Annotated in this window: 2 protein-coding genes; both read left to right on the top strand. The window is 56.5% G+C overall.

Annotated elements, in window-relative coordinates:
- Window positions 1-917 precede the first annotated feature (917 nt).
- Window positions 918-2,705: an ABC transporter ATP-binding protein gene (locus HMPREF2550_RS03035; protein WP_070762284.1), complete on the top strand. Its 1,788-nt coding sequence runs from the start codon at window positions 918-920 to the stop codon at window positions 2,703-2,705.
- Window positions 2,702-4,450: an ABC transporter ATP-binding protein gene (locus HMPREF2550_RS03030; RefSeq protein ID WP_070789628.1), complete on the top strand. Its 1,749-nt coding sequence runs from the start codon at window positions 2,702-2,704 to the stop codon at window positions 4,448-4,450. The genes HMPREF2550_RS03035 and HMPREF2550_RS03030 overlap by 4 nt, the downstream gene beginning before the upstream one ends.
- Window positions 4,451-4,548 lie beyond the last annotated feature (98 nt).

Here is a 4,548-nt window from a genome sequence, read left to right as displayed (position 1 = left end):
CGATGTGGCGCATTCACCCCTAGACCGGACGGGGCCTTTCCTGTTTCGTTGTGCCGTACTCGACGTATTCGTACCAGTCGTTGTCGAACTGCTCTTTTCCGTGGACCTTCTTGTATTCGTTGGAGAATTTAAGAAAGTAATTCGATAGCTCAAAAAGGATTACTTGCTCAAGAGCTTCAAGCGTGTCACTAAAAACAAGGTTTCGGTGTTCTTTCGAATCTAGGTAGCGATTCGGTTGCCGATTGATCCACACAATTCCAGTTTTCCGGTGATGCTCGATTGCACGATTCATGATGGAACGCAAACCGTGTCCCTCCATCCACTGCAACAGGAGGACGGTGTACCAGGACAGCATAGCGAGCTGGTGGACCTGACCCCTGTTTGGTAGACACCTCTGATTCCGACCGTGTTGGGTCGGGGAAAGGTAATCTACCTCCATGCCTAGGAAGGTTTATGGTCAAGTCCCGTGGAGTGGTGTAGCCGTCTAGCTTTCGGCTCGGTTTGAAGTTCGGGGTTTGTTTAGGCGGTTAGCTGGTGCTGATCGTCATGGTCGTCTCCTTTTCGGTGCATGAGGTGTTTGGTCTGTTCGAGTGCGGATAGTGACATGTAGCGCTTTTGCTGAATCCAAAGCGAGCCTAGAGGCAGATATTGCAGCGAACACCGCCAAGCACGCCGCCATCACCACAGCCCTAGGCGATCTGGCAGGCGAACCTGTGAACGATTTTCGCCCCGCACAGTGGAGCGCACTCATCGACCACGCCATCGTAGACGAGGATACGATCCGATTCGTATTCCGCACCGGTGAACAGGTGAGCATGACCCTGCAAGGGTGATATTGCAGCGGTTGACGTGCACGGTTAGGTACACCTCCCAGAAATAAAGTAAGGTTAGACTTACCTAAGAAGGATGGTGTTTACGTGGACGATCGTGCAATGGATCAGGTTGTTGACGGTGAGTATGAGTCGGCGAAGGAAAAATCTGTCGCTGGTCAAAGGGCGATTCGTAAGCTATCGCAGCCGGTGAAAGGCAAACTGTTTATCGCGCAGGTTTTGGCTTTTCTCTCTGGTGTGTTGGCTATTGCCCCGTATGTGGCTCTGGTGGAGCTTGGCAGAGAACTTATGCAAGACCAGGTGGACCCGGCGCGAGTGAACTGGATCGTCATACTCCTCGTCAGCGCATACATGGCCCGGTTGACCTTATATTTTGTTGCATTGGGCGTGACGCATTTTATTGACCTGTCGTTGCGTAACCAGATGCGTCGGCAAATTGCCGCCCGAATGTCGACTGCTCCGCTGTCGTGGTTTACCCGCGAGGGTGAGGGGAAGATCCGCAAGACCATTCAGGATGATACGGCCACGGTGCATACAGTGATCGCGCACGGGCCGATTGAGAAGCTGAACGCGATCGTATCCCCGCTCGCCTTGTTGATGTATGCGTTTGTGGTGGATTGGCGACTCGCGTTGCTGTCGACTGCGACGATTCCGATTTATGTGGGCATGTATGGCATGTCGATGCGTGGGATGAATGAGAAGACCGCACAAATGGACACCAAGCTCGCTCAGGTTTCGGCAACGATGGCCGAGTTCGTTGCCGGTATCTCAGTGGTGAAAGCATTCGGCAAGGTCGGCCAAGCACATAAAGCCTATTTAGATGCGGCTAACGAGTTTTCTAAGTTCTACCGGGCGTGGTGTATGCCGCTGGTGTCGATGTCGGTCGCCTCATTTTCGTGGGTGTCGATCCCGGTGTTGTTGATCGTGAACCTGGGCGGTGGCGCGTTGATGATGAACGCCGGTTGGGTGAGCATCTACGAGGTGATAACGACGACGTTGATCGCCTTGGTGCTGCCGGGAGCGTTGATGACAGTCGCAACTATCGCCTGGTCGTACCAGCTCGCAGGGTCTGCGGCAGTGAGGCTGGTGAACGTCATGGAGCTACCGGCGTTGAGTCAGCCCGATGCGCCACAGACGCCACACGGTCATGATATTAAGATTCGGGGTGTGTCGTATGCCTATGACGATACCCAGGCATTAGACGAGGTGAGCCTGAGCATTCCGGCAGGCACGGTGACCGCGCTGGTTGGCCCGTCGGGTGCGGGGAAGTCGACGTTGGCGAGTTTGATTGCCCGCTTCGATGACCCGGACGCTGGCACGATCACTATCGGCGGGGTTGATCTAAAGAGCATTTCCCAGGATGTGTTGTATTCGACGGTCGCGTTCGTCCTGCAAGATGCACAGCTTATTCGCGACACCATCCACAACAACATTGCCCTGGGCGCGCCAGACGCAACCTTGGATCAGGTGCGGCAGGCGGCGAGAGCAGCGCAGATCGACGAGTTCATCATGAGCCTGCCAGATGGTTACGACACCGTGTTGGGGGAGGGCACCCACGTTTCGGGCGGGCAGGCAGCCCGTATCGCGATCGCCCGGGCGCTCATGGTTGATGCCCCAGTGTTGGTGCTGGACGAGGCGACGGCGATGGCGGACCCGGAATCGGAATCGAAAATTCAACAAGCTCTCTCGACTCTTGCCAAAGGCAGAACCGTGATTGTGATCGCCCACCGGTTGGCCTCGATCAGGGGCGCGGATCAGATTGTCGTCATGGAACGCGGGGGCATTGCTGTGGTCGGTAAACATGACGAGCTGTTGGGTAATGCGCACTATCAGGCACTTCTTGCCCAAGGTGCATGCGAGGAGATGAAACGATGAATCAACTATTGCTGCCACGCTTTAAGCGTTTGATGGAACCCACCTCGTGGCGAGACCTCTCGGTCGGTCAAGCGTGGGGTGCGGTCTCAGGACTGTGTCACGGCTTTGCCCTGCTCGCGCTACTCCCTGCAGCAAGCGCCTTGGCGACCGGAATGCCGGTGTGGGGGCTGTCGTTTTGGGGCTGGCTCATCGCCTTGGCGGTGTTCGCGGTGCTGGGCGTGGGCACGGAGTTTTATGGCATGCGCACCGGCTATATCGGCGCGCTTGGATTCATTCACGACATCCACCAGGCAGTAGGTAACAAAGTAGCCCGCCTACCACTGGGAGTGTTCGATTCGGGTAGCTCTGGCCGACTGTCGCGCATGGTCACCAAGGAAATGATGGACTTGGGCGAGTCGGCGGCACATTTCATTTTCTCCCTCGTCCAAAAACTCTCAGCCGTGCTCGTAGTCACTGTGGGAACCTGGTTCTGGGATTGGCGGCTGGGACTGACCTTGACGATCGCGTTCCCGATCATGCTTGCCTTCCTCCATATCTCTCGTGTGCTTCTCGATAAGGGCAAGCAGGTTTCCGAACCAGCGGATTCGGAGCTGGCGGCTCGCATGGTCGAATTCGCCACCTGCCAAGGCGCGCTGCGTTCCTGCCATGTCGCCGACGACTACCCGGCCCTTGATCAGGCTTTCGACCAGGCTGACCGCAAGGGCCGCAAAGCATTGTGGCTCGAAACATTAGCGAACCTGATTAATGGGATGTTCGTCCAAGCGCTCATTGTGGTGATGATCTGGCTCAGCGTCCAACTCACCCTCGGCGGGCAAATGACTGCGCTGAACGCCGTGGTCACAATCGGCATGTGTCTGCGGTTCACCACCATGCTCCAAGACATTGGCGGAAGTATGTCGGGGCTGGAAGAACGCCGCCAGCAGATGAACCACGTCGACAAGGTCATGGACGCTCCCGAATTGTCCGAACCTGTCATCTCCACACCGGTGGGCGCTCCTGGTGATGTTCGCTTCGATGATGTGACCTTCGGCTACGATCCGGACACTCCGGTTCTCCGTGATATTTCCTTCCATGTCCCGCAAGGCGGCATGTGTGCCCTGGTTGGCCCATCTGGGTGCGGGAAGACGACGATCGCCCGGCTGGTTACACGTTTCTGGGATGTGCAGTCCGGCAGCGTGTGCGTTGGCGGAGTGGACGTGCGCGAGCAAACCACCGAAGACCTGATGCGCCAGATATCCCTGGTCTTCCAAGACGTCTACTTATTCAATGACACGCTCGAAGCCAACATTCGCCTTGGCAACCCCGAAGCTACCGATGAAGAAATCAGGTGGGCCGCTGACCTGTCGGGCGTGACGGAAATTGTCAACCGTCTCCCAGACGGCTGGAATTCATTGGCGGGTGCTGGCGGGCGTGCACTGTCAGGAGGGGAACGCCAACGAGTGTCCATCGCTCGCGCCTTGGTGAAGAAAGCCCCGATCGTGCTGTTCGATGAGGCCACCAGCGCGTTGGACGCGGAAAATGAAGCCAACATTGTTGCGGCGATGAACGAGCTACGCAAGCACTCCACACTGATTGTCATCGCCCACAAACTTGAAACCATTCGTCAAGCTGACCAAATCATTGTGCTCTCCCACGATGGGCGTATCGCCCAGCGCGGGTGCCACAACGAGCTGGTCAACCAGCCGGGTCAATACCGCGATTTCTGGCAAGAACGCATCAACGCAGCTGGATGGCAACTCGTCTAAACACAGCACGTATAAGCACATGAAAGGAAAAACTATGTCTATGCCTACATCCTCGCGCCTCAACACGGGGCCTGACCCCCGGAAAGTAGACACGTCGG

Origin of the sequence: Corynebacterium sp. HMSC074A01 (genome assembly GCF_001831515.1) — a bacterium.
Classification (GTDB): Bacteria; Actinomycetota; Actinomycetes; order Mycobacteriales; family Mycobacteriaceae; genus Corynebacterium.
Note: the sequence above shows the minus strand (reverse complement) of the source record. Positions and strands in the feature narration are given on the sequence as shown.